Origin of the sequence: Pseudomonas phytophila (assembly GCF_025643095.1) — a bacterium.
Taxonomy (GTDB): Bacteria; Pseudomonadota; Gammaproteobacteria; order Pseudomonadales; family Pseudomonadaceae; genus Aquipseudomonas; species Aquipseudomonas quasicaspiana.
In genome coordinates this window covers 3,249,294-3,274,357 of sequence record NZ_CP081201.1, presented here as the reverse complement: position 1 = coordinate 3,274,357, position 25,064 = coordinate 3,249,294, and the positions used below count along the sequence as shown (strand labels likewise).

Below are 25,064 nucleotides of genomic sequence, written 5' to 3'. Positions count from 1 at the left end.
ATCAGTAGGATTGTTTGGAGATCACAAACAGTAGCGGCTAAGGTTGCGCGTTAATCGGGTGGGCGCAAGTGCCTGGGGTTTGTTTTTGTCGACTAATTATCCTGAATGAATGAGATCCTTGTGGGAGCGAGGCTTGCCCGCGATACGGCTGGACGCCATCTAAAGTAAACCGTGTTCAGCCTTATCGCGGGCAAGCCTCACTCCCACAGAAAGCCGTGTTTGCAACGCTACAGCGCGGTGTCATGGGGACACCTGCACTGTCAGTTATTTTGTTTTTTTTCGCCCGTCCTTGAAAAAAATCCCGAAGGGCTACGTCTTTGATCATCTGTTTGAGAATTTTTCGCAAACGTAATCAAGACGTATGAAGGATCGTATTGATGCCACGCCTACCTGCATTGCCGTCTCTTGCCCTGCTCATCATGCTGCCGATGGGCAACGGTTGGGCTGCCGAAGCTTCTGAACGTCCGGGTACTGCCCGTTACAGCATGAGCGCACAACCGCTGGCTTCGGCGCTGGCGCAATTCGCCAGACAGAACCGGTTACAGCTGAGTTTTGACGCCGCACTGGCGACCGGCAAAACCGCACCAGCAGTTAACGGCGAGCTTAGTGAGCGAGAAGCGTTGACCCGGTTGCTCAGGGATTCAGGTTTGGGCTGGTCGCTGACTGAAGACCGCACTCTTCTGCTGTTTGCGCAGCCTGCCAGCGGCTCAATCAACCTTGCGCCGTCGACCATTACCTCCAACCGTTATATCGAACATGCGAACGGCCCGGTGCAGGGCTATCGCGCAACCCGCAGCGCCACCGGGACCAAGACAGACACCGCCCTGCGCGACGTTCCGCAATCCATTCAGGTGGTCTCCCGCCAGGTGCTTGAAGATCAGCAGGTCAATAACCTCGGCGATGCCCTGACCAACGTCAGCAGCGTGCAACGTGGCAACAGCCATGGCGGTTCTTCCGAAAGCTTCATCATCCGCGGGTTCAAAGCCACCACTTATGCGGTGGATGGCATGTTGATCAACCCCTTGGTGTCGCGCCCGGAAGCGTTGCGCGATCTGGCCAACGTCGAGCGGGTCGAAGTCCTCAAGGGGCCCGCGTCGGTGCTCTATGGCCGTGGCAATCCGGGTGGGCTGATCAACCTGGTGACCCGCCAGCCGAGCTTCACCCCGGAAGCCGAGGTCAAGGCGCAGGCAGGTTCTTATGACTTCTATCGGCTTGAAGCCAACGCCAGCGGCCCTCTGGACGAAGCCAAAACCCTGGCTGGGCGCATGACAGTCGCAACCCAGACCGAACGCGGTTTTCGCGACACCTTCCGCGACAGCAAACGCATCTACGTTGCCCCGACCCTGCGCTGGGAACCCAGCGATGTCACGCGTGTGGATGCGGGCCTGGAATACATCAACCAGACCAGTCCTTTTGATCGAGGGCTAATCCCGGTCAACGGCAAGATCAACATGAATGCCGATCGCTATCTGCATGAACCCTGGTCGCGGGACAAGGCGGACAAGGTGTCGGTCTGGTATCGCGCCGAGCACGATGTAAATGACTGGCTGACCCTTCGCCAGATGACCCGCTGGGATCAGTCCCACAAGAATCGTTATGTCGTGGATTTGCGCGGACTGGAGGACGACAACCGCACCCTTGCTCGTCGTGCAACCGATGGCGACGAGCGCATAAAGACGCTGGACATGCAGTTCGAAGCCATTGCCCGCTTCGCCACCGGTGGCCTGAAACACACAGCTTTGGCAGGTTTCGAGTACATCGACGGCAAGCGCAACGTGGCTACGGATCGAGCAACATTGGGTTCGATCGATATTTTCAATCCGGTTTATGGCGCCCGGCCCGGCCCGTTCTCATTCAACGAAGAAACCGATTATCAACTGGAAGCCTACAGCTTCTATCTGCAGGATCAGATCGATCTGAGTGAACAGTGGAAGCTGATTGTGGGGGCGCGCTACGACGATACGCGGCAGCGTAATACGACGACCGTCGTCAATCCCATCACGGGCCTGGGTCGTGTGTCGACCCCAACCAACCTGGACCCGTCCAAAGTTTCACCTCGACTGGGCCTGGTGTATCAGCCCACTGACTGGCTGGCACTCTACGCCAGCTACAGCACTTCATTCACTCCGCAGAGTGACACCCAGCGCAACGGCAGCCCTCTGGACCCTGAGGAAGGTGAGCAGTATGAAGTTGGCGCCAAGTTTGACCTGATCCCTGACCGCCTCAGCGCCACATTGTCGGTATTCGAGATCACCCGGCAGAATGTGGCAGCAACCGATCCCACAGACGACAACTACTCGGTACAGACTGGCGAGCAGCGCGTGCGCGGGGCTGAACTCGATGTCAGCGGCACTCCTCTGGATGGCTGGGAAATCATCGGTAACGTCAGCGCACTGGACGCCAAAGTCACCAAGGACACGACAATCGAAACCGGCAACCGTCTGGACGGCGTACCGATCCTCAGCGGTTCGATCTGGTCCAGCTACCAGCTACAAGACGGCCCCATGAAAGGTCTCGGCTTCGGCGCGGGCGTCATCGCCGTGGGCGAACGTCAGGGCGATATCGACAACAGCTACGACGTGAGCGGCTACGCCAGGATCGACGCCAGCGTGTTCTACGACATCGACGAAAACATCCGGGTTTCACTCAAAGGCCGCAACCTGACGGATCGCAAATATATCGAAACCGCAGCCAATACCGACGGTAACTACGCGGGCGCACCCGCCTCGTTCATCGCCAGCGTGAGTGCGAAGTTTTGAGTCGTTCCCAACCTGCCCTGAACGCTGAAACACTGCAGGTCGCCTACAACAAAATCCTGCGTAAACGCCTGTGGATCTGTGGCGCTCTTGTGCTCGCGTTACTGGCGTGTCTGGTGGCGGACATCACGCTGGGCACTACCCGGTTCGCTGCCAGTGAAGTCTTGCTGGCAATATTCGATCCGGTCAGCGTTGATCCGGATACTCAGGTGATCGTCCGCGAATTGCGCCTGCCGTTCGCGCTGATGGCCGTGCTGGTGGGCGCGGCGCTTTCGTTGGCCGGGGCCGAGATGCAGACCATCCTCAATAACCCGCTGGCCAGTCCGTTTACCCTGGGCGTGTCATCGGCAGCATCCTTTGGCGCGGCGCTGGCCATTGTGCTGGATCTGGGAATTCCCGGCGTGCCCGGCAGTTGGCTGATTACCGCCAATGCGTTCATCTTAGCTTTTGCGTCGGTGCTGTTGTTACAGGCCGTCGCCAGCCTCACTGGCGGCGTGCAGTCGCTGGTGCTGTTTGGCATTGCGCTGGTGTTCAGCTTCAATGCCATGGTTGCGCTGCTGCAATACCTGGCCTCGGCAGATGCCTTGCAACAACTGGTGTTCTGGAGCATGGGCAGCCTGAGCCGCGCCAGTTGGCCTGCAGTGCAGACCCTGGCCGTGGTGTTTTTTCTGGTGTTGCCATTCAGCCTGCGCGCGTCGTGGCAGATGACTACGCTGCGACTGGGCGACGAGCGTGCCGAAACGCTGGGCATTGATGTTGCCCGGTTACGGTTAGGGGCGTTGCTGCGTATCAGTCTACTGGCCGCAACCGCGGTGGCATTCGTAGGGACCATCGGCTTTATCGGGCTGGTGGGGCCGCACATTGCCCGCATGCTGATTGGCGAAGATCACCGTTTCTTTCTGCCGGTCAGCGCCTTGATGGGCGCGTTGATCATGTCGCTGTCGGCCATTGTTAGCAAACAGCTGATTCCGGGCGTGGTACTGCCCATCGGCATCGTAACCGCCGTCGTCGGCGTACCGTTGTTCATGAGCCTGATTCTCAAGCGAGGCCGGACATGAGCCAGTTGACGGTACGTAATCTGACTGTTGGTTACAAACACAGCACGGTGCTGCATGGCATTGACCTGCCGGATATTGCGCCGGGTCAAGTCGTAGCGCTGGTGGGCCCTAACGGTGCAGGCAAATCGACTCTGCTGCGCAGCCTTGCCGGGCTATTGTCGGCGACGGGAGAGATTCGTCTGGGTGATCTCGATCTGCTGCGTTGCAAGCGTCGCGAACGCGCTGCTGTTCTGGGCTTCATGCCCCAGACCTTGCCCGATGGCATTGCCTTGAGCGTATTGGAAACCCTGCTCGGCGCCTTGCGCGGGGGCGACTCACTGGCCACAGTCGGCAGCGCCCGGGAACAACAAAACAAGGCCTGCGCCGTTCTTGAACAATTGGGCATCCTGCATCTGGCCCTGCAACCCCTGGACAGTCTGTCCGGTGGACAACGGCAAATGGTCAGCCTCGCTCAAGCGGTGATTCGCCAGCCACGTTTGTTGCTGCTCGACGAACCCACCAGTGCGCTGGATTTGCGCTATCAAAACGACGTGATGAGCATGGTCCGCCAACTAGCCGATCAAGGCCGGATCGTCGTGGTTGTCCTCCATGACCTAGGCCTGGCGGCGCGCTGGGCCGATCAGATCATGGTGCTTGAGCGTGGCCGCCTGAATGTAGCGGGCACACCCGAACATACCCTCACGCCGACCATGCTGGAGCAGGTCTATCGGGTCCAGGCGCGGGTCGAGCGCTGCAGCCAGGGCCGGGTGCAGATTCATGTGGATGGGTCTGTGGCATGAAGCGCATATTGCAGCTCTCCCCAACAACGGACCCACTGGATGACGCGAAATCTGTGGGAGCTGGGCTTGCCCGCGATAAGTGCACCGCAGATATCAGGTATATCGTGTCCAGCCTTATCGCGGGCAAGCCCTGCTCCCACAGGGGTATTGGGGGGTGTCAGTGACTTCGTGCGTTTTTTTGAAGGACGTGGCATTGAGGACATTGGGCCTACTGTTTTTACTCTGCTCTGCAGCTCAAGCCGCCAACTACCCTCTCACCATCATCGATCTCGCCGGGCGCAGCGTCACCCTATCCCATAGCCCGCAACGTATCGTGTTGCAGGACAGCAATACCCTTTTGTCGCTGGCCCTGCTGGAACGCGAAAACCCGCTGGCCCGGGTGATTGCCTGGGATAACAATCTCGCCAGTTCCGACCCTGGCCTGTGGAATGTGGTCAGCCAACGCTGGCCGCATGCTACGCAGATCAAGGACCTGGATTTCCCCGACACAGGCCAGCTGGACATCGAAAGCCTGTTGCGCACCCACCCGGAGCTGGTCATTGCCCGGCTCAGTGGTCGGGCAGCCATCGAAAACACGGTACTCAACAGCGTACTTGAGCGGTTGGACATACCTCTGATATACGTCGACAACGAGCTGGACCCATTAGTGAACGTGCCTCGTAGTCTGGAATTGCTGGGGCGGGTATTGGGCGAGGAAGACAACGCCAAAGCGTATTTACAGGTCTATGGTCGCCAACTTGAAGAGTTGCGCGAGAAAACCGCTGGTCTGCCGGCGCCTAAAGTGTTCGTCGAAGCCCGAGCCGGGCAAGCCGGATCTGGCGGCTGTTGCCACACTCAGGCCCACGCCGGTTGGGGATTGCTGATCGAGGACATCGGTGCAATCAACCTTGGCTCCCGCTACCTGCGCAGCGAATCAGCCGATGTGGCGCTGGAAACCCTGATCCTGAGCAAACCCGACGTTTACTTGATGACGGGCACACAGCGTTTGCGCAACGGCGTCACCGCGATACCTTTTGGCTACGGTGCCAATACCGAACGGATCAACAGTGAAATGCAGCGTTTGATGTCCCGTCCCGGCTTTGCCGCCACTGCGAAGTCGCCAAAATCATGCGTACAGGGCCTCAATCACCAGTTTTACAACAGCGTTTTCAACATCGTCGGGGCACAATGGCTGGCGAAAATCTTCTGGCCAGAACAGTTCGCTGATCTGGACCCTGATGCAGAATATCGAACATTGATCCGCGAATTCACGTCGCTACCGGACCTGCCCTTTGTGTTTCATGAGCAGGTTTGTTTCGGTAGCCTTTGAATCTGAATTAAAGAATACCGTCTGTAGGTGCTCGTGAGCGCCTACAGGATCTGGATCAATTCAGAGGTCATAACATCCCGCACGAAGAGCCCCCTTGATGATCGGCAACACCGTCAAACACCTGAAACTATGGGCCCGCCGCCTCAAAGCCAATCTGATTCTGCTCTGGCTCTGCTGCCGTCAACCCGATATGCCTTGGCTACCAAAAATCGTCGCATTGGTGACGGTGGCCTACGCTGTGAGCCCTATCGACCTGATTCCGGATTTCATCCCGGTACTGGGCTTTCTGGATGATGTGATTCTTTTACCGCTGGGCATCGCCCTCGCCTTGCGGCTGATTCCGGATGATCTGCAACAGCGCTGCCGACCTGAAGCTGAAGCCATGGCCGGCAAGCGAATCCAGCTCAAAGGCCAATGGCTGACCATAACCTGCATTGTGCTGATATGGCTGCTGATTGCCTGGGCCCTGTGGCGTGCCTTTGCAGGCTAGGACCCGGACAATCGAAAGCCTGTCACTGACGATAAGGCGTGGTTCGCAACTCATCCAGAGTCTGGGCAGACAAGTCATCGCGCCAGCCTGGCACGTTCAGGTCCAGCCACTCCCGCAGTTCATTGAACGCGGGCGCCCTCAGCGCTTGCACAAACAGGCGCAGGGTTCGCGGCAGGTGCGCCAGGTAGCCATGCTTGCCGTCGCGCCCCGCCAGACGCACGAAAATTCCCAGTACTTTGGCATGCCGTTGCGCAGCGAGCCGCCGGTAATCATCAACGAACAGCGGCACATTGAGTTCCGGGCGCTGCATCAGGTAATGGCTGAACAATGCTGCGCGCAGCGGCTCGGACATGTCGCGACGCGCATCCTCTAGCAACGACATCAGGTCATAAGCTGCTGAACCCACCAACGCGTCCTGAAAATCCAGAAGGCCGCAAGCCGCCACGCCCTGGCGACTGTCGAGCAGCATCAGGTTGTCCACGTGAAAGTCACGCAGCACCAGCGTTTCACGGCGTTCGGCCACGTCACGGCAGGCTTCGGCAAACAGTTCGAGATAGCGTCCACGCAGCGCCAGAGCGGCCTCTTTGCCGATCAACAACGGTGCATACCAATCGATGAACAGTGCACATTCAGCGCTCAATTTCTGCGCATCGTAGGTCGGCAACCCGGTGCTGGCGGGTGCCCGATGCAAAGCCACCAGTGCGTCGACGGCCAGGCCATACAAGGCTTCTTCCGCATGCCCTGAAGCCAGCAGCCGAGTGTACGTGGCGTTGCCAAAATCCTCGATCAACGCCAGTCCGGCCTGTTCATCCACCTGGCGCAAGCCCGGGGCTGACAGTCCGATGCTGTGCAGATAACCGGCCACCTGCACAAATGGCGCGATGGGTTCGCTGCGTGGCGGCGAATCCATCAGCAACAGCCCGGCACCTTGCAGGCGGAAATAACGTCGTGCCGACGCATCTGCGGGCAACGCCTCCAGAACGGCATCGGCAAATCCGGCATCAGCAAGAAAAGCGCCGCGCGCACAGGTGCGGCTGTCCTCTGCGTTGGGTATTGATTCAGCGAGTTGAGTCATCATACCGGGCGACTCAGACCTGCTCAAAGAGCACGTCCTGCGCGCCTTCCCACAGGGTTTTCACGCCCAGGGCACGCAGGTTTTCCTTGCCTTGCACGATGGTCAGGAAATGGTTACCGGCCAACTGGCCCATTTTACTGGCAAAGCAGCACGAGCCGTAGGCGATGAGGATTTCAGTCTCACTGTAAGGGCCCGGATAAAAAAGAATGTCGCCCACTGAAGGGTGGCTGGTGTGATTTTCGAACCCAATCGGCTGATCGTTCAGCAGCAACTGATACTCACCCAGTGGAACCCAGCAGCCCTCGCCGCTCCAGCGCACATGGATCAGCTTCTGCCGGTAAGGCAGCAACTTCAGAAACGCAGCAACGGTGTGCGGCGCATCAGGATGGGTTTCAGCGAGAAACTCGTATCCGCCGGCAGTGATTTTCAGAGTGGTCATGCAGAGCTGCTCTCAAGATAAATAGGTTTCAGGTTGCGACGTTACGTATCAGTATCTAGGCGGGCTGGCTTGCTGAAGCAGGCTTGCGGACGCTATCGGGTCTATCTGCGGACACTGCTGAGGCAGACAAGCTCACCTCGAAACAGCATCCCTGGGGTATCCGGCTTTCAAGGTTGACCGACCAGCCCTGGTGGACGCAGATGCGCTGCACCAGGGAAAGGCCGAGGCCTAGCCCTTCGCCGCGCTGCTCATCGCCCCGGACAAAAGGCTGGAACATGGCCTGTTGTTTTTCCAGGGGTATGCCGATGCCGCTGTCCTCCACGGAAAAGCGATCACCCTTCAAGCTCAAAAAGATGAAACCTTCGTCCGTGTAATGCCAGGCATTGCGCAGCAGATTGCTCATGACCGAGTGCAGCAGCGTTGCGTTATATAAACGATCCGAACCGACACCCGGCTCGTAACGCAGGGTCAGGCCTTTTTCTTCAATGGGTTTGCGCCACATGTCCACCAACTCGTCGGCGACCGCAACCAGCGTTGCGCGTGGACCGTGGCCAGGTACTTCGGTGTCGATCCGCGCCAGCAACAGGAAGGTTTCCACCAGTTGGCGCATACCCTCACTGGCGCGGGATATTCTTAACACCTGATTACGGGAGCGCGGATCAACGGCAGGATTTTCCAGCAGCAGCTCACAAGAGCTGGCTAACACCATCAACGGAGTGCGCAGTTCGTGGCTGACGTCGCTGGTGAACATCTTTTCCCGGGTCAAGGCAGCACGCAGACGGCCCAGGGTTTCATCAAAAGACACCGCCAGCTCGCCGACTTCGTCATGAGCATAATTCGTTGCCAGTGTCGGCGCCGCATCCATGGCCTGGTCACGATCACGCACCTCGCCCGCCAGCTTCACCACGGGCGCCATGACCCGTTGCGCCAGGAGTCGGCCCAGTAGTAACGCCAACAAGACGCTAAGGACGAACCCGACCAGCACGATGGCGAACAGAATACGCTCGCGCTGAATGGTTGCGGTCTGATCCCGCAGCAATACGTACTGACGACCGTCGACCATATCCACCATGGCGTAATAATCGACATTGTCTTTTTTGATTCGGTGAAAGCCGGGTTTCAATGGCTTGAGGCTCTCGGGCATTGCGAAAAGGCCGGACGCGTCCTGTATGTAGAAAAACGAATCTTTCTCCGGACGGTGAGTCCAGTTGGCGACGTCGTCCATCAACAGCAACCTGTGCAGGTCGCCATTCATTGAAAGTGCGGTCAACTTTTTGCCTACCAGATGAACGGTAACGACAATGCCTGCCGCAAAGATCAAGGCAACAAGAGTACTCATCAGCGTGAAAACGATGACGATGCGCTGTTTGAGACTGTGTTTGATATCCATGCAGCTTCCGTTGACGGTTTACATCCGGGCATTATCAGGCCAGATATGTCGTCATTTCGTCAACGGAGCCGCAAAGTCAGTACAGAAACCGACAATCAGAACGCAGGGAATGCGCTCACCACCCGCAATGCCAGGCCTTCATAAGCATCCAGAGTGATGGTGAATTCGCCCTGTTCAGTCAGATCCCCTTCGACCCGTTCGTTGATGATGTCTACCACCGGGCCGGGCGCGATGTCTGGCAGATGCAAAGTTTCCACAATCGGCTCCGAGCTGAAGTTCAGCGCAGTAATCTGCGTGCCCTTCCCGGCTGGCAGCTCGTGGACCATGATCAGCAAGCCTGGGTGTTCAACGTCCGGAATCAGAATCTGCTTGCTCGCAGCGATGTCATAAGCCCGACGCACAGCAAGAATCTTCTTGAGTTGCGAGGCAAATGAATCCGGGCGCTGTAGCTGGCTGATGATACTGCCGTAAAGGGTGCGGGAGCGCGGCATGTTACCCGCAGAGAACTCCGAGTCAGGGTCCAGATCGACCAGGTCGTAAGCGCCACGATGGATCCAGCGGGTGTCGCCATCCTGCATCAAATGCTGAACCTGCTCGGCAGGCACCGGTAATGCGCCAACCAGATCCCAGCCGGACAACGCAAACACGCCGGGCTGCATGGCGTTGAACATCACCAACAGCAGATGAATGTGCTGAATTTTCTGAATGTCTTCTTCCGTAATGGCGTCCAGATCGCGGATACCCAGCGCAGCCGTAATGATACTGGCGGTGGTACAGGACACGCCGTTGGTGACGAACTTCATGTTGTACGGAGCGTGCTCGCCTGTCAGCTTCTCGTACATTTCCTCGCGAATGTGTTCACGCAAGATGTTGCCTGGCAGCGTCTGGCCCTGATAGTGGTATGTGTCATGGGCGTGCAGCGTCCAGAAATGCACCAGCTCCAGTGTCAATTCGTCGTGGTTTTGCAGCGCATGAATCAGCGACGCCGGATCGATACCGAACGCGTGAACCTGACGCAGCATCAACCGCAGGAACTCGGTGGTGCCCGTCAACAGTGCGTGCTGATAGGCCGGGCGCGAGATGAAGTCGTAGGACAGATCGGCGCCGCCGTGGGACATCGACGCGATGTCATCCAGGGTCAGGTTCAGTTCCTGGAAACTGAAACCGCCCGCCTTGCGGATCGCGCCCCCCAATAGCTGGTTACCCGTAATCGACAACGGGTGACTCTCGGACCAGGCATTGCCTTCAGCCTTGCGCTCCACGCCGAGGAAGCCATTGGCATCCAGACGCAAAACCCGTGCGCCCATGACATCAATGGAATGCAGCGCATCACCAATGATCATTTGCTGAGCTGCAAAGCTTGGGTCCAGCCAGTTCAGTGAAGGCTGACCTTCCTTGAAGTAGTGCAGATACACCCAGCGCCGCGCCTTGCCGTCCACGCCCTGGACAATACCCGTGGCGCTCCAGTCGGTTTCCTTGACGCCTGGCTCGAAGAAAATGACCCGCTGTAACTGACCCACAATGTAGTGCTTGTCTTTGAGGGCATCCACCACCTCAGGCATCAGGTTCACCGCATCGCGACCCGCCGGAATGTCCGGCAGCAACTGCCAGTCTTCCTCACGGATTTCCACCATGTGATAGAGGCCCGGATAGTCCTCGTAGGCCATTTCTGCCAAACGGAAATCAGAACCCTTGCCGGTGTGGGACGGAATCACGTCATCGATCACCACCGCGTTATGCGCAGCCGCAATGCGACTCAGGCTGAGCAATTGCGCATCGGTGCCCAATTCAGGGTCGATGCCGAAACTGATACGGTCGAAATTGCCGTCGATGGTCGGCGTGTGTTGCCGCCCCTGAAGGCCACCGGAGGTTTTCAGCGGCCCGTTGTGGATGCCTTGAATACCGATTTCCGACATGGCATGCCATAGGGTTTCATCGCCCAGGGCTTCAAGGACAGAGCCACCCGGGCGGGTGATGATTGACGCCGGATAAGCAGTAAACCAGACGGAGGCGATCGCCGACGCGTCTCTGGGCCGGGATTCGGCGAACGGGCGCTGCCACAATCTGCCCTGCCCCGAATACAACCTGGCGCGCTGGCGTGCGGCATTGAGCATTGATTGTTCAACCAGCCACTCTACGTACTGCTTGTCCGGTGTCGTCATAAATTCCAATCATCCGTTTCTCGTGAATCGGGCGAAACGATCGGAGAAGATTCAACTGTTCCGATTGAGTCATGTATTACCCGCTGTAAGAGCCTCGCGGGCGGCAAACGTTGCATTTTTGTTTGATCAGCGTGGTCCATAACGCAAAAAACTCCAGCGCCCAATGGACGCCGGAGTTTTTTTGCAAGCCTGTGGCAGGCGCAGTCGTCAGACCCGCCGACGCCATCAGGCCGTCGCGAACAGCTCTTCTTTGATCTGCTTTTGCGCAGCAGTCAGCGCATTGGCACGTGGTTCGTCGCCGTAAGCCAGACCATGAGCGAAGACGAATTTCAAATCAGTCACGCCAATGAAACCGAACAGAACCTTGAGGTAGTCCTCATGACCCACGCTGGTCGGCTGGCCAACGTGCACGCCACCGGCAGTGGAAACGATGATTACCTGCTTGCCGCCAGCCAGACCTTCAGGGCCGGTTTCGGTGTAGCGAAACGTACGACCGGCAACTGCGATGCGATCAATCCAGGCTTTGAGCTGCGTAGGCAGTGTGAAGTTGTAAACCGGCGCACCAATCACAACCACGTCAGCGTCGAGGAATTCCTGCAGAATTTGCTCGTTGTTAGCCACTTCCTGCTTCTGTGCGGCATCACGGCCTTCTTCAGGGGTTCCCGCAGCGGCAAGTGTTGCCGGGGAAAAGTGGTTCAGAGAATCGCTGGCCAGATCGCGGTAAGTTACCTGTGCGTTCTGCTCTACAGCGGTGAATGCTTCAACAACGTTGCGGCTGAGCTGGCGAGACGCGGAGTGATCGCCGAGGATGCTGGAATCGATGTGCAAAAGTTTCATAACGTGCTTCCCAATTGAAAAGTCGCCAGCTGGCGATCAAGTGGGGATAATCCTACAGCGCAATCCAATCGCTGATTAGTCGGCATAAATGCGATAGTTCGTTCTACACACAGGACAATCGGTTTAAGCATGCAAGACCTCAACGATCTGTATTACTTCGCCAAAGTGGTGGAATTCGGCGGTTTCGCGGCTGCCGGACGTCTGCTGGGCATCCCTAAATCCCGCCTGTCCCGGCGCATTGCCGAGCTTGAGCTGCGTCTGGGCGTGAGCCTGCTGCAGCGCACCACGCGCAAACTGGCGTTGACCGCTGTGGGTGAACGTTACCTGAGCCACTGTCAGGCGATGTTGCTAGAAGCGGAAATGGCCGACGAAGCCGTTGCGTCGCTTTCGGCTGAGCCCCGAGGGCGTTTGCGGGTGTCTTGCCCGGTGGGGATGACACACTGGAACCTGTCCGGGGTGGTCAATGAATTCCTGATCCGCCACCCGCTGGTGCAACTGGAGTTGATTCTGGTGAATCGCCGGGTTGATCTGGTGAATGAGGGCATTGATGTAGCGCTGCGGGTCCGCGACATTGGCGATGAAGATCCGAGCCTGATTGTCCGGCAGCTGTACCCCGCCCGCACCGTACTGGTAGCTTCCCCTGCATTAATCAGCGGACGCAGCATCACGCACCCTCAGGACCTTGGCAGCTTGCTGGCATTAGGCGCCATCGAGGCGGATCGCAAAGTGCATTTTCAGTTGCTGCACAGCCATGGCGAGCGTTGCGAGGTGGCTATTGAGCCGCGTCTGGTGGTGGATGACTTTCCTATTCGCAAGAATGCAGCCGTACAGGGCCTGGGCATCACATTGCTGCCGCTGATGAACTGCCATGAAGAACTTGCGAGTGGTCAGTTGATCCGCCTGTTGCCCGACTGGTCACTCCCAAGCGGCAATGTTCAGGCCGCGTACACGCAGCGCCGAGGCATGCTCCCCGCCGTGCGCGCGTGGATCGAACATGTCAGCCTTGCATTCAAAAACGAACCGCTCTGGAGCGATGTTCTGAAGACAACGGAGCAGACCAATGAACACTGAAGATGTCGCCGGGTTTTGCCTGCAACTGCCGGGCACTCGGGAAGATTACAAATGGGGCGGCACACGGGTGTTTTCGGTCGCTGGCAACAAGATGTTTGCGGTGATGGACCTGGCTGGCAAAGGCTTGTCATTCAAGGTGGGACCCGATCTGTTCCTCGGCTATGTCGACAGGCCAGGCGTTCGTCCCGCGCCGTATCTGGCGCGGGCTTACTGGATCAGCGTCGCCACGCCCTACTCCCTGAGCGATGGGGAATTGCGCGAGCTGCTGACTCGATCCCATCAACTGGTAGTCAGCAAGCTGCCGAAGAAACAGCAGATTGCTCTCAAGCTGTGACGGCTTGAAGCTGTGACTGCTTAGTAGAAGTGTCTGCTCAGGTAATTACCGCCAAGGAGCAGGCGGTCAATCCAGACCACTTCGTGCAACACAACGATCAGCCAGAACACCAGTTGAAAGGACAGCTTGCGGGTTTTATGACGCAATGCCTGTTGCGCCACCAACGCGCCCGGCCAGCCACCCAGCAGCTCCACTGCGTGCAGGATCTTCTCCGGCGTTCGCCATTCATTTGCTCTGGCATGACGCTTGTCGCGCCAGTACAGAAAGAATGCCAGCAGACTCATCGCCAGATAGATCGCACCGGGCAACCACACCCCGTTGAGCAGCAACGAGGTGAGGCCCGCCACCGGTAACGCACAAATGGCGAGAAAGACCGCCAGCTTCACCCGCGGATACCGCGACGGATTCTGTTTCGCCGTTGCGGTTTTGTTCGATTTTATACGCTGATCCATGTCCGTCAGCCGTTCACGCTGGTCCAGTCAATCCAGCCGAACTGCCAGGTCGCCAGAATCAGGATACCGAAGACGATGCGATACCAGGCGAACACGGCATAGCTGTGAGTGGCAATGAACTTGAGCAGCCCACGCACAGCGATCATGGCAAAGATGAATGAGACCACAAAACCCAGTGCAAATACCGGGAAGTCCGCAGGCTGGAACAGGTGCCGGTATTTGAAGCCCGAATACACCGCAGCGCCCACCATGGTCGGCATCGCCAGGAAGAAGGAGAACTCGGTAGCGGTCTTGCGCGACAAACCAAACAGCAGACCGCCAATGATCGTCGAGCCGGAACGAGAAGTCCCCGGGATCATCGCCAGACATTGGGCGCAGCCGACTTTCAGGGCATCACGCCAGTTCATGTCATCCACGCTTTCAGCATGCACCACGTGATCGCGGCGCTCAGCCCAGAGCATGATGACACCGCCAATGACCAGGGCAGTCGCCACGGTGATGGGGTTGAACAGGTATTCGTGAATCAAGTCGGCAAAGATCACACCCAGCACAACGGCCGGTAGAAACGCGATCAGCAGATTGATCGTGAAACGTTGCGCCTGACGCTGTTTTGGCAGGCCCGTCACGACATCAAGGATCTTGCGCCGAAACTCCCAGACCACCGCGAGGATCGCGCCGAGCTGAATGATGATGTTGAAGGCCATCGCCCGTTCGCCACCGAAGTCGATCAAGTCCGCGACGATGATCTGGTGTCCGGTACTGGAAATGGGCAGGAACTCCGTCAGCCCCTCTACAATCCCGAGAATCAATGCCTGAGCGGCGGTCCAAAGATCCATCATTCCCCCAAGTGAAGCATTGCTCGAAGCAGGCTTCTTGATATTGTCATGTTCAAACAGCGCGCAAATATGCCCGTCGAAAGGTGAAAAGTCCGTTAAAAACGGACGCTTACACCGTCAACCTGCGCAAGGCGTGGCGATCCTATCAGACCTTCAGGCAGTACGCTGCCATTGACGCCTGACGTGCAACCCTTGACGTAATGGAAGCTGTTTTTCAGTGGCCGCTATCAGCGTTTTTTTCGCTGAGTCGCTGCGCTAACCGATGTATACGCTTACAATCGCCGCCGCTTTCGGCCTCCCAGGAATCGCAATGCCCGCACTCAGAACAATCGCACCGGCAACGGGTGCCATTTTAGCTCCGGAAAAGGTAGCGGCTTGATGAAAGTTGTTGTGCTGACAGGTCCTGAGTCCAGCGGCAAAAGCTGGCTGGCAGGCGAAATACAGCGCTGCTTCGGCGGGCTTCTGGTAGGGGAATATGTACGGCTTTTCATCGAACAGAACCAGCGGGACACCACCTACGCAGATATTCCCGCAATCGCTCAAGGCCAAGTGGACAGCGAAGATGCCGCTCGTGCCTCTCAACCCGGGTTGCTGATTCTTGATACCCATCTGCTGAGCAATATTCTGTGGAGTCAGACACTATTCGGGGATTGTCCGGCGTGGATCGAGCCTGCACTGCTGGCTCGTCAGTACGATCTGCATTTGTTGCTCGATCCTGACGGCGTTGACTGGATCGGCGATGGTCAGCGCTGCCAACCCGAGCTGAGTTCACGACAGGCATTCTTCCGCGATACCCGGCACTGGCTTGAGACGCATCACCAACCCTTTCAGGTGATCGGCGGTGACTGGACGCAACGTCGTGAGCGAGCCTTCACGGCAGTTGAACAACTGCTCAAACACGTCTGAGGTGCGCGGCAGCTCAACGAATCTGGTGCTTGTGCAGCAATCGATAGAATGTCGGCCGAGAAATCCCCAACACCTTGGCAGCAACGCTCAAATTGTCGCTATGGCGGGTCAATACATCACACAACGCCTGCCGCTCTGCCCGGGATTTGTAATCATCCAGGGTACCCATCGTACTGATGACGTCGTCGTCACCGAGCAACCCCAGATCAGCGGCCTCAATCTGTCGCCCTTCAGCGAGCACCAGTCCACGGCGAACCCGGTTGGCCAGCTCCCGGACATTACCCGGCCAGTCATGCTTGCCCATTGCAACCAATGCATCCTGACTGAAGTTACGCACGCGCCGACCGGTTTCCTGACTGTAAAAATGCGCAAAATGATTGGCCAGCAATGCCAGATCACCGTGTCGCTCGCGTAACGGTGCCGTGCCAACCTGAAGCACATTCAGGCGGTAATACAGGTCTTCGCGGAAGCGTTTTTTGCGAATGGCGGACTCGAGATCAACGTGGGTGGCGGCCAGCACCCTGACATCGACAACGATGGCTTCTCTGCCTCCGACGCGCTCAACCTGTTTGTCCTGAAGAAAGCGCAGCAGACTGGCCTGCAGCTCCATCGGCAAGTCCCCGATTTCATCGAGAAACAACGTGCCGCCATCGGCCGCCTCAATGCAGCCAATTTTCAGTTCATTGGCCCCTTCGAACGCGCCTTTCTCGTAGCCGAATAATTCGCCCTGAAGCAGGTGCTCGGGCGTCGTCGCGCAGTTGATCGCAATGAATGGCTTGCTGCGCCGATGGGACTGGGTATGCAGAGTGCGCGCCACCAGCTCCTTGCCAGTACCGGGCTCGCCACGTATCAGCACTGGCGATTCGGTAGGCGCCAGTTTACTCAGCAGCCTGCGTAACTCACGGATGGGGCGACTTTCGCCGAGCATCTCATGATCGGGCCCTGATACATAAACCGCCCCTTGAGCCCGCAAGCGCGCCATGCCATAGGCGCGCCCCAGCGTGACCTGCATACGTGCAACATCGAACGGCAAGGTATGGAAGTCAAAAAACCATTCGCAGACAAAATCGCCGATCTTCTCCCGGCGCAGGTCATCCGGGGTCAATACGGCGATCCATTCGGTGTGGCTGCGCGTGATCAGCTCCTTGACCACTTCCGGGTGCTCAAAGTGATAAGGCATCAGGCGAATCAAACCCACATCGCAACTGCGACTGACCGCGGCTTCAACGGTACTGCTGTCGACATCCCAGCCAGCGGCGCGCAGAACGGGAATGAGCTGATGACAATCATCACAAGGATCAACAATTAACAAACGTCGCAGTGGTGGTGCCGATTCATGCATGGGGATTCCTTGGCGCTGCGGTGTGACAATCACGTTTATAAAATCATTTTATAAACAGTCAGTTGAGGATATTGATTTGAACGTTAGCAAATTTTTGACAGTCGCTTGGACCGATTGACTATAGGGGCCAGATCGAAAGGTAATTAGCCGTTGATGGTCCGCAGAGTGGATATTTCCGGACCGTGCGGCTGTGCTGGAATATTCGTCGAACTTCAGCTTTGCGCACGGTGAACACAGGGGGCATTCAAAAAAATCTGAAAATAATCGGCGACCTGTGTGACTTGACAGCTATCGAGTGTCATCAACACAAGTAACCCGCTGAACGGTAAGCCCAACCGACAGCGCACAATTTTGATATGGGCACTTGAGGAAATAACCATGAACGCCCCACTGCGCTTCAACGATGCACTCTTGATCGCTGGACACGCTTTTGAACCTTTCCAATGCGTCGCCTGGGCACCGCAAGACGGTAACGGCGAGCTGAGCCTGACGGTCATCGACCGTACCAGCAATCGTATTGGCCGCCGCCAGATCGCGCGCAGCACTTACTCCGATGCCAAGCGCCTGGCCAACGAACTCGAACTGGCCCGTGCTGAAATCAGCAACGAAGGCCACCGCCTTGAGCCGTGGACCATGCCTGCCTGAAGTCAACGCAGTCACCTTATTCGAAATGCTTTTCTGTAGGAGCGCGCTTGCCCGCGATCGCGTCAGCACAAACGATAAATTCATCGACTGACAGACCGAATCGCGGGCAAGGTGGAACGCCACCCCCGGTCGCTCCTACAGGTCCAATGTTTGCTTTGCGACGGCGCTGCTTCAGGGCACGGAGCAAGTTACACAGGCCGCATTCCAGCTGTTCGGCAGGTCTGCCTGCCTAACGAGCCTTCAGCTCATCAATGTGCTGATACTCAATCCCCAGGCTCAGCGCCATATGCTGTGCCCTTCCCAGGCGGATCGGTCCGCTTTCGATATCGATCAGCAGGCCAGGGCAGTTGAATGGCGGTAACCCGCCTGAATCCTTGACCCGTCCGTCCGTCATGACCAGAAGGTGCTGCTTCTCGGCAGGATGCTGCTTCTTGCGTCTATCCAGCCACTGGCGTGCCTGATCAAACGCATCGATTAATGGCGTGCCACCACCCGCCCCCAGTTCGTCCAGCCAGGGCTGTAATGCACGGGATGCCTTGAGGCCCTGATGTTGCCAGCGCGGCGTGTTGCCGTTCGCCGTCAGCAACGCCAGACGTACACGACGACGGTAAGCGTCGTCGAACAGTTGAGCCAACAACCCTTTAGCCCGGCCCAAGGCCTGATGGCGCTTGGTCGAGGCCGAGGCGTCGACGATCACCAACCACAATTCACCGGGCTGCTGACTTCTGGGTTGACGGATCAGATCGGCGCGAACCTTGGGCCGCCCGCGTAACAGCGTCGGCAACCAGGCAATGGCTCCGTTGGCACCGCTGCGCAACGCGCCAGTTCGACCACCGGGAGCTTTACCGCGCCGGGGCTTGGCATCCATCCCCGGAACAGTGCGAGGACGGATGCCTAGGGCTTTTTTGGCCAGCTCGGCACTTCACGACGAGCGCCTGTCGGCATGGCCTGCGCAGGCAATTCGCCCCAACTGCCCTGCCCTTGATCCGGCGCGGACTGTGGTTCGGGAGTTGACGGATTTTGCTGCGATGCAGGTTGTTGCGGCTGCTGATCTTGGGGAGGCGGCTGTTCTTGAGAGGTATTACGGCGACGGTGACGCAAGGCAAACTCCGCCACGGCGTCAATGTCCTGCTTTTCAATCGCTGACACACCGCGCCATGCCGCATGGGCGCGGGCGGCGCGCAGCCAGACCAGATCAGCGCGCATGCCATCGACACCCGCCGCAAAACAGCGCTCGGTGATGACCGTGAGTGACTGATCATCCAGCTCGATGTTGCCCAGAACCTTGCGTGCCTGTTCGCAGCGCAGCTTTAGCGCCTGTTGTTGCTCGCTCCAATGCGCACAAAAAGCCTGCGGGTCGCTGTCGAAGTCCAGACGGCGGCGGATGATTTGCCCGCGCTCGGTCGGCAAGGTCTGCCCGCTCAATGCCACGTTCAGGCCAAAGCGATCCAGCAGTTGAGGACGCAGTTCGCCTTCCTCCGGGTTCATGGTGCCAATCAACACGAATCGCGCTGGGTGGCGATGGGAAATACCGTCACGCTCTACCTGATTGACGCCACTGGCCGCAACGTCCAGCAGCAGGTCAACCAGGTGATCCGCCAGCAGATTCACTTCATCGACATACAGCACGCCGCCGTCGGCCTTGGCCAGCACGCCAGGTGAAAACTCGGCTCGGCCTGCGCCCAACGCGGCGTCAAGATCCAGCGTGCCCACCAGCCGCTCTTCAGTGGCACCAAGGGGCAAGGTGACGAACTGACCACTGGCCAGCAAATCGGCCAGACCACGCGCCAGTGTCGATTTCGCCATGCCACGCGGCCCCTCGATCAGCACACCGCCGATTTTCGGGTCGATGGCGGTCAGGCACAGCGCCAATTTCAGTTCGTCAGCCCCTACAACGGCGGCCAGCGGAAAATGCGGGGTATCGCTCAAAGTCTCGTCAGGCAACGTCATCAGCTCTCTTCTATGTCCAGCAACAGGCTTTCCAGCGCGTCACGGTAATTACCCGGTTCCTGCCATAAGCCGCGCTGTTGCGCTTCAAGCATGCGTTCGGTCATGTCCCGCAAGGCGTCAGGGTTGTGCTGCTGAATGAATTCCCGGGTCGACGCGTCCAGCAAATAGGCATCGGCCAACAGTGCGTATTGGTGATCGTCAATCAGTTCGGTGGTGGCGTCGAACGCGAACAGGAAGTCCACGGTGGCGGCCATCTCGAAGGCCCCTTTGTAACCATGGCGTTTGACGCCGTCGATCCATTTCGGATTAGCCGCACGGGAGCGTATGACCCGGTTCAGCTCTTCCTTCAGCGTCCGGATCTTCGGCAAGTCTGGCTGGCTATGATCGCCATGATAGCTGGCAGTCTTCTGGCCGCTGAGGCTCTCGGCGGCTGCAAGCATGCCACCTTGAAACTGGTAGTAGTCGTTCGAGTCGAGCAGGTCGTGCTCGCGGTTGTCCTGGTTCTGCACTACCGCCTGAACTTGCGACAAGCGTTTTGCAAAGCGCTCCCGCGCAGGCGTGCCCTCATCGGCGGCACCATAGGCGTAACCGCCCCAATTCAGATAAACCTCGGCCAGATCATCCCGACTCTGCCAGAGGCGACCGTCGATCGCGCCCTGCACACCCGCACCGTAAGCCCCAGGCTTGGCACCGAAGATACGCCAGCCTGCCTGACGCGCAGCGTCATCATCGGTGACGCCAGTGCTCAACAAGGCGGCACGCTCTTCGCGAACTTTGGCGGCCAACGGATTCATATCGTCGGGCTCGTCCAGTGCCGCCACGGCTTGTACCGCAGCGTCGAACAGCCGGATCAGATTGGCGAAAGCATCGCGGAAAAAACCGGAGACTCGCAGCGTCACGTCAACCCGCGGCCGATCCAGCAAGCTCAACGGCAGAATTTCGAAGTCATCAACGCGCTGACTGCCCGTCGCCCAGACCGGCCTGACACCCATCAACGCCATGGCCTGGGCAATATCGTCGCCGCCAGTACGCATGGTTGCGGTGCCCCATACCGACAGACCAAGCTGACGTAAATGATCACCATTGTCTTGTAAGTGCCTCTCCAGCAACAGGTTTGCTGACTGAAATCCAATACGCCACGCTGTGGTGGTAGGCAGATTTCGCACATCGACCGAGAAGAAGTTTCGCCCGGTGGGCAGCACGTCTATACGCCCGCGACTCGGCGCGCCGCTTGGGCCCGCAGGCACGAAACGTCCGCTTAAGGCGTCCAGTAAGCCCTGGATTTCTCCCGGACCGCAGGCGTCGAGTCGCGGCGCCACAACCTCTTTAAGATTATTAACAATTTCCAATAGGTCTTTGTTTTCAAAGGGAATACTGAATTCAGTATTACTGACAGCCTGTTCGATCAACCCCGCGGCGTACAGCTCAAGACGCTCACGGGTATCACCCGCCGTGCGCCATGGATCAGTGCTGACAGCGAGCAGCGCTTCAGGTCTAGCAGACAGCCAGGGTTCGGCAAGTTCGCAATCCAGGGGATCAAAACCCAGCTCGAAGGCTTTGCTCAAGGCACGCAGCAGACTCGACTGCGCACCGCGACCGTCACCCCGCGGGATGCGCAACAACGCCAGCAAAGTATCGATGCGCAGACGGCCGACGGGAGATTCACCGAAGATATGCAGACCGTCGCGAATCTGCGATTCCTTCAAATCACACAGATAGGTGTCCAGCCGTGGCAACCATGTCGCCGCATCGTCATCCTTTAAGGCATCACCCAGCGCCAGCTCACGATCGATTTGAGTTTCGCGGACCAGCTTGAGGATGTCCCGTTGCAGCTCCAACGCGCGACGGGGATCCAGCAACTGCGCTTCGTAATACTCATCCGCCAGCAACTCCAGGTTACGCAACGGCCCATAGGTTTCAGCACGGGTCAGCGGCGGCATCAGGTGATCGATGATCACGGCTTGGGTACGGCGTTTGGCCTGGGCACCCTCGCCCGGATCGTTGACGATGAACGGGTAGATATTAGGCATCGCGCCGAGAATCGCATCCGGCCAGCAGGTCTCCGACAGACCGACGCCCTTGCCCGGCAGCCATTCCAGATTGCCGTGTTTGCCCACATGCACCACGGCATGGGCGCCATAGGCTTTGCGCAGCCAGAAATAGAACGCCAGATAACCATGGGGCGGGACCAGATCCGGGTCGTGATAAACCGCACTGGCGTCCACCTGATAACCCCGTGCCGGCTGAATGCCGACGAAGGTCAGGCCAAACCTGATCCCGGCAATCATCACCCGCCCACTGCGGAACATCGGGTCTTTATCCGGCGCGCCCCAGCGTGCAATCACCGCTTCACGGTTGGCCAGAGGCAGTTGCTCAAACGCAGCGGTGTACTCGTCGAGCGCCATGCTTTGGTGGCAGGGACGAAGGTCGATGCTGTCCAGATCATTGGTGACGCCACCGAGCAACTGGTGGATCAACTCAGTACCGGTGTCCGGCAATTCGGCAACCGGATAACCCTCGCCCTGCATGGCTCGCAGGATATTCAGCGCCGCCGCTGGCGTATCGAGGCCGACACCATTGCCGATGCGTCCGTCGCGCGTGGGGTAATTGGCGAGAATCAACGCAACGCGCTTGTCAGCATTAGGCAAGCGCCCGAGCAATATCCAGCGACGCGCCAGTTCGGCAACAAAGTCCATGCGCTCGGGTTGCGGGCGATAGCAGACCACATCCGACTGACTGCGCTCACTGTGCCAGGCCAGATCCTTGAAGCTGATCGGCCGACTGATGATTCGCCCGTCCAGTTCGGGCAACGCGATGTGCATCGCCAGATCCCGGGCACCCAGACCTTGCTCGCTGGCCCGCCAGCCAGGTTCGTTATCCTGAGCGCAAATCGCCTGAATCACGGGGACGTTACGTCGGAATGGCCGCAAATGAGGCGTTTCCGGGCTGGACTGAGCAAAGCCGGTGGTGTTGAGGATCAGCTCAACCCCGAACTCGTCCAGCCAGTCTTCAACCACCGTCATGCAGCCTGCTTCCTTCAGGCTGGCCACTGCGATGGGCAAAGGATTCAAGCCTTGGGTCTGCAAGCGGGCGCAAAACACATCGATGAACGCGGTATTGGCAGCCTGCAGGTGTGAGCGATAGAACAGCAGCGCTGCGACTGGCTGATCCGGCACCCAGTCAGCGAACCATATTTCAGGATCGGCGCTGACGCCTTTTGGGTGGTAAACCGCAGTACGCGGCAATGCTTTGGGCTCGGACCAGGCGTAATCCCGATCCAGCAGGCGATTCGCGATGCAACGGTAGAACTCCAGCGCGTTGTGCATGCCACCCTGACGCAGAAACTGCCATAACCGGTGGCAATCCTCAGCGGGTGCGGTGCTGCGCTCAGTCAGTTCGGGGTCATGGCGATCACAGCCCGGCACCATGATCACCTGCACGCCGCGGGCTGCGAGCTCCATGAGTCTCTCAGCACCGTAGCGCCAATAGCCGATCCCGCCGTGCAGAGAAATCAGAATGACCTTGGCGTGGCGCAGCACTTCATCGAAATAGAGGTCGACGGAAGCATGGTTCTGAACCTGCATCGGGTTAGCCAGACGCAAGCTCGGGTAATCGTCCGGCAGTTGCTGCGCCGCTTCGGCGAGCAATGCCAGGCTGGAATCGCCACTGCAGAGAATCACCAGCTCAGCGGGGGTTTGTCCGAGGTCGGCAATGCTGTCGTCCGGTACAAAACCACCGGGCTGGGTTCTCAACAGGTGCATGGGTCAGTCCGCTAGCGCAGCGCGCAGTTGGGATTCAAGTGCCGCAGCATCAAGCTTCTGACCGATCAGCACCAGGTGAGTGGCACGCTCTTCATCAGCACTCCAGGCGCGGTCGAAGTGTTTGTCGAAACGCGTGCCTACACCCTGAATCAGCAAGCGCATCGGTTTGCCGGCAATGGCCGCGAAACCCTTGACCCGCAAGATGCCGTGCTGCACGACCAGTTGGGTCAGCGCGGCAAGCAGCAGGGTTTCTTCGGATTGAGGCAGCTTGATCGAAATGGAGTCGAACGCGTCATGGTCGTGGTCATCATGATCATCGCCTTCGTGGTGATCATGATGGGTCTTGCGGCCATCGATATGCTGCTCGGATTCAGCCCCCAACCCCAGCAAGACATTGATCGGCAGACGACCGCTGCTGGCTTCGATGACCTTGACCGCAGGCGGCAGCTCTTCGGAGACTTCAGCGCGCACCGCAGCCAGACCGGCCGCGTCCATCATGTCGGACTTGTTGAGGATGACCAGATCGGCGCTGGCCAGTTGATCGGCGAACAGCTCATGCAATGGCGACTCATGATCCAGGTTCGGATCGAGCTTGCGCTGAGCGTCGACCTGATCAGGGAATGCAGCAAACGTACCTGCAAGTACTGCCGGACTGTCGACAACAGTAATTACCGCATCGACGGTGCATGCATTGCGAATTTCCGGCCACTGGAAGGCTTGTACCAGTGGCTTTGGCAGGGCCAGACCGGAAGTTTCGATGAGGATGTGATCCAGATCGCCACGACGCGCAACCAGTTCACGCATGACCGGGAAGAACTCTTCCTGCACGGTGCAACAAAGACAGCCGTTGGCCAGCTCATAAACGCGGCCAACCGCCTCTTCTTCAGTGCAGCCAATGGTGCATTGTTTGAGGATTTCGCCGTCGATGCCCAGCTCGCCGAACTCATTGACGATAACCGCAATGCGTCGACCTTCCGCGTTATCCAGCATATGGCGCAGCAAGGTGGTTTTGCCCGAACCGAGGAAGCCGGTAACGATAGTGACGGGAAGTTTGGCCAGTGTTTTCATCGGATGCCCTTTGGCAATACGGCGGGCAAGCGGGACGAAAACCCTGTGTAGCCACAGATGTGTAGCCACAGAGATACGATTCGCCACCGGATCACCCCGCCCGGTTGTAGTGAGAATTCGTCGGGCTCAAGGCCCGAATCGAGGCAGGTCTCCTGGCTTGCGGTACCCATGGAAAGCTTCCAGGGCAGTCATTGCGCCTTCCCGCCCTTGACGGGCAGTGGCTGTACAGAGAGTGCAATGACCGTGCGATAAATCAGCACCGCTTACAGTTGCGGGGGCAGCCGCGGCATTACCGCGTTCCCGTCTTAGCTCCAAATCGTCTGACCCGCAGATAGACTGGAGAACCTCGAACCCGCAAGGCTACGCAGTGACTGCGGGCAGGTCAATCAACTGATTGACGTTCC

21 protein-coding genes and 1 riboswitch are annotated in these 25,064 nt (G+C 58.3%); of the genes, 9 read left to right on the top strand and 12 right to left on the bottom strand.

Annotation, left to right across the window (positions count from 1 at the left end; all coding sequences use genetic code 11):
* Positions 1-377: 377 nt before the first annotated feature.
* From K3169_RS14875 to K3169_RS14855, 5 genes are all read left to right on the top strand, one after another.
* Positions 378-2,759: a TonB-dependent siderophore receptor gene (locus K3169_RS14875; RefSeq protein WP_231677701.1), complete on the top strand. Its 2,382-nt coding sequence runs from the start codon at positions 378-380 to the stop codon at positions 2,757-2,759.
* Entirely contained in the window at positions 2,756-3,814 is a 1,059-nt protein-coding gene (locus K3169_RS14870) for a FecCD family ABC transporter permease (RefSeq protein WP_411567038.1), read from the top strand. Before K3169_RS14875 ends, K3169_RS14870 begins: the two co-directional genes overlap by 4 nt.
* A complete protein-coding gene (locus K3169_RS14865; protein WP_027901222.1) occupies positions 3,811-4,593 on the top strand; it encodes an ABC transporter ATP-binding protein in 783 nt (260 codons plus the stop codon). The genes K3169_RS14870 and K3169_RS14865 overlap by 4 nt, the downstream gene beginning before the upstream one ends.
* A 193-nt stretch (positions 4,594-4,786) precedes the next feature.
* A complete protein-coding gene (locus tag K3169_RS14860) occupies positions 4,787-5,902 on the top strand; it encodes an ABC transporter substrate-binding protein (RefSeq protein WP_263272182.1) in 1,116 nt (371 codons plus the stop codon).
* A gap of 97 nt (positions 5,903-5,999) precedes the next feature.
* A complete protein-coding gene (locus K3169_RS14855) occupies positions 6,000-6,392 on the top strand; it encodes a YkvA family protein (protein ID WP_263272180.1) in 393 nt (130 codons plus the stop codon).
* Between the two features lie 22 nt (positions 6,393-6,414).
* Here the strand turns inward: K3169_RS14855 and K3169_RS14850 are convergent, their stop codons facing one another.
* The 5 genes from K3169_RS14850 to K3169_RS14830 all read right to left on the bottom strand — a co-directional run bounded on the left by K3169_RS14850 (position 6,415) and on the right by K3169_RS14830 (position 12,295).
* Positions 6,415-7,470 (bottom strand): aminoglycoside phosphotransferase family protein, encoded by a 1,056-nt coding sequence (locus K3169_RS14850; RefSeq protein ID WP_263272178.1) that lies wholly within the window; start codon positions 7,468-7,470, stop codon positions 6,415-6,417.
* A 10-nt stretch (positions 7,471-7,480) separates the two neighbouring features.
* Complete coding sequence (locus K3169_RS14845) at positions 7,481-7,906, bottom strand: DUF3830 family protein (RefSeq protein ID WP_027901218.1); 426 nt, start codon at positions 7,904-7,906, stop codon at positions 7,481-7,483.
* A gap of 55 nt (positions 7,907-7,961) precedes the next feature.
* Positions 7,962-9,296: a sensor histidine kinase gene (locus K3169_RS14840; RefSeq protein WP_049827031.1), complete on the bottom strand. Its 1,335-nt coding sequence runs from the start codon at positions 9,294-9,296 to the stop codon at positions 7,962-7,964.
* A 95-nt stretch (positions 9,297-9,391) separates the two neighbouring features.
* Positions 9,392-11,458, bottom strand: a complete 2,067-nt coding sequence (treS, locus tag K3169_RS14835; protein WP_263272175.1) for a maltose alpha-D-glucosyltransferase — start codon at positions 11,456-11,458, stop codon at positions 9,392-9,394.
* Between the two features lie 225 nt (positions 11,459-11,683).
* Positions 11,684-12,295: an FMN-dependent NADH-azoreductase gene (locus K3169_RS14830; RefSeq protein ID WP_122398044.1), complete on the bottom strand. Its 612-nt coding sequence runs from the start codon at positions 12,293-12,295 to the stop codon at positions 11,684-11,686.
* Between the two features lie 129 nt (positions 12,296-12,424).
* Here K3169_RS14830 and K3169_RS14825 point away from each other — a divergent pair, with 129 nt between their 5' ends.
* Together K3169_RS14825 and K3169_RS14820 are read left to right on the top strand one after the other, a co-directional pair.
* Positions 12,425-13,366 (top strand): LysR substrate-binding domain-containing protein, encoded by a 942-nt coding sequence (locus tag K3169_RS14825; RefSeq protein ID WP_099271310.1) that lies wholly within the window; start codon positions 12,425-12,427, stop codon positions 13,364-13,366.
* The gene (locus K3169_RS14820; RefSeq protein ID WP_263272173.1) at positions 13,356-13,700 is read left to right on the top strand and encodes an MmcQ/YjbR family DNA-binding protein; all 345 of its coding nucleotides are present in this window, start codon (positions 13,356-13,358) and stop codon (positions 13,698-13,700) included. The genes K3169_RS14825 and K3169_RS14820 overlap by 11 nt, the downstream gene beginning before the upstream one ends.
* A 20-nt stretch (positions 13,701-13,720) precedes the next feature.
* Here K3169_RS14820 and K3169_RS14815 read toward each other — a convergent pair whose 3' ends face one another.
* Together K3169_RS14815 and K3169_RS14810 are read right to left on the bottom strand one after the other, a co-directional pair.
* On the bottom strand, positions 13,721-14,152 hold the full coding sequence (locus tag K3169_RS14815; RefSeq protein ID WP_263272172.1) for a DUF1294 domain-containing protein: 432 nt from the start codon (positions 14,150-14,152) through the stop codon (positions 13,721-13,723).
* A gap of 5 nt (positions 14,153-14,157) precedes the next feature.
* Complete coding sequence (locus K3169_RS14810; protein ID WP_263272170.1) at positions 14,158-14,988, bottom strand: undecaprenyl-diphosphate phosphatase; 831 nt, start codon at positions 14,986-14,988, stop codon at positions 14,158-14,160.
* 378 nt (positions 14,989-15,366) lie between these two features.
* Here K3169_RS14810 and K3169_RS14805 point away from each other — a divergent pair, with 378 nt between their 5' ends.
* On the top strand, positions 15,367-15,894 hold the full coding sequence (locus K3169_RS14805) for an AAA family ATPase (protein ID WP_263272168.1): 528 nt from the start codon (positions 15,367-15,369) through the stop codon (positions 15,892-15,894).
* 13 nt (positions 15,895-15,907) lie between these two features.
* Here the strand turns inward: K3169_RS14805 and K3169_RS14800 are convergent, their stop codons facing one another.
* On the bottom strand, positions 15,908-17,236 hold the full coding sequence (locus K3169_RS14800) for a sigma-54 dependent transcriptional regulator (protein ID WP_263272167.1): 1,329 nt from the start codon (positions 17,234-17,236) through the stop codon (positions 15,908-15,910).
* 378 nt (positions 17,237-17,614) lie between these two features.
* On the opposite strand from K3169_RS14800, the gene K3169_RS14795 reads away from it, so the two are divergent.
* Positions 17,615-17,881 carry a hypothetical protein gene (locus K3169_RS14795; protein WP_027901210.1) on the top strand — a complete coding sequence of 89 codons (267 nt, stop codon included), beginning with the start codon at positions 17,615-17,617 and terminating at the stop codon, positions 17,879-17,881.
* 229 nt (positions 17,882-18,110) lie between these two features.
* Here the strand turns inward: K3169_RS14795 and K3169_RS14790 are convergent, their stop codons facing one another.
* Genes K3169_RS14790 through cobW form a run of 4 tightly spaced genes read right to left on the bottom strand, consistent with a single transcriptional unit; the run spans position 18,111 to position 24,660 of the window.
* Positions 18,111-18,749 (bottom strand): vWA domain-containing protein, encoded by a 639-nt coding sequence (locus K3169_RS14790; protein WP_263272165.1) that lies wholly within the window; start codon positions 18,747-18,749, stop codon positions 18,111-18,113.
* A gap of 26 nt (positions 18,750-18,775) precedes the next feature.
* Positions 18,776-19,810 carry an ATP-binding protein gene (locus K3169_RS14785; RefSeq protein WP_411567049.1) on the bottom strand — a complete coding sequence of 345 codons (1,035 nt, stop codon included), beginning with the start codon at positions 19,808-19,810 and terminating at the stop codon, positions 18,776-18,778.
* A 20-nt stretch (positions 19,811-19,830) separates the two neighbouring features.
* Positions 19,831-23,592 carry a cobaltochelatase subunit CobN gene (cobN, locus tag K3169_RS14780; protein WP_263272162.1) on the bottom strand — a complete coding sequence of 1,254 codons (3,762 nt, stop codon included), beginning with the start codon at positions 23,590-23,592 and terminating at the stop codon, positions 19,831-19,833.
* 3 nt (positions 23,593-23,595) lie between these two features.
* Positions 23,596-24,660: a cobalamin biosynthesis protein CobW gene (cobW, locus tag K3169_RS14775; RefSeq protein ID WP_263272161.1), complete on the bottom strand. Its 1,065-nt coding sequence runs from the start codon at positions 24,658-24,660 to the stop codon at positions 23,596-23,598.
* A 124-nt stretch (positions 24,661-24,784) separates the two neighbouring features.
* Positions 24,785-25,024, bottom strand: a riboswitch (cobalamin riboswitch).
* Positions 25,025-25,064: the final 40 nt, after the last annotated feature.